Below are 606 nucleotides of genomic sequence, written 5' to 3'. Positions count from 1 at the left end.
CGGCTCAGGTCGGGCAGCGGGGTGCCGTCGAGGAGGACGGTGCCGGTGTCCGGGTCGGCGAGCCGGCCCGCGAGCCCGGCCAGCAGCGACTTGCCCGCGCCGGACGCGCCGACGACGGCGAGGGTGGTGCCGGCGGGGACGGTCAGGTCGACGCGGTCGAGCACGGTGCGGCCCTCGTGCCGCACGGTGACGTCCCGCATCTCCAACCGGCCGCCCTTTGAAGGGAGTTCGGCCGTTCCGTGGCGCGGCGGGTCCACGTCCAGGATGGCTTGCAGGCGCTGTCCGGCGGCGCGGGTGCGCACCAGACCGGCGATGTCGCCGACGAGCATGCCGACTCCGGTGGCGAGGACGACGTACCGGGAGGCGGCGAGCAACTCGCCGACGGTCAGCCGGTGGTGCAGGACCAGCACGCCGGCCGTCGCGATCACCGCGATCTGCAGCAGGGGCGCGAGGGCCACCGCGCCCGCGCTCGCCCGGCCCTGCACGCGCCACATGCGCATGCCCTGGCGGGCCAGTTCGGGCAGCGGCTCCATGACCCGGACGGCTTCCTTGTCCGCGGTGTGCGCGGCGGCGATGGTGCGCACGCCGCCGATCGCCTCGGTCAGG

At 75.9% G+C, this 606-nt stretch carries 1 protein-coding gene; it reads right to left on the bottom strand.

Annotated features, from left to right (window positions below; translation table 11 throughout):
- Positions 1-606 (bottom strand): ABC transporter ATP-binding protein (locus G3I40_RS12110; protein ID WP_164302158.1); only part of this gene is annotated, 606 nt, incomplete at both ends.

The sequence above is a fragment of the Streptomyces sp. SID14478 genome, from assembly GCF_010548525.1.
Classification (GTDB): domain Bacteria; phylum Actinomycetota; class Actinomycetes; order Streptomycetales; family Streptomycetaceae; genus Streptomyces.
The sequence above is the reverse complement of the archived record's forward strand: the minus strand, read 5'-3'. Positions and strand labels throughout refer to the sequence as shown.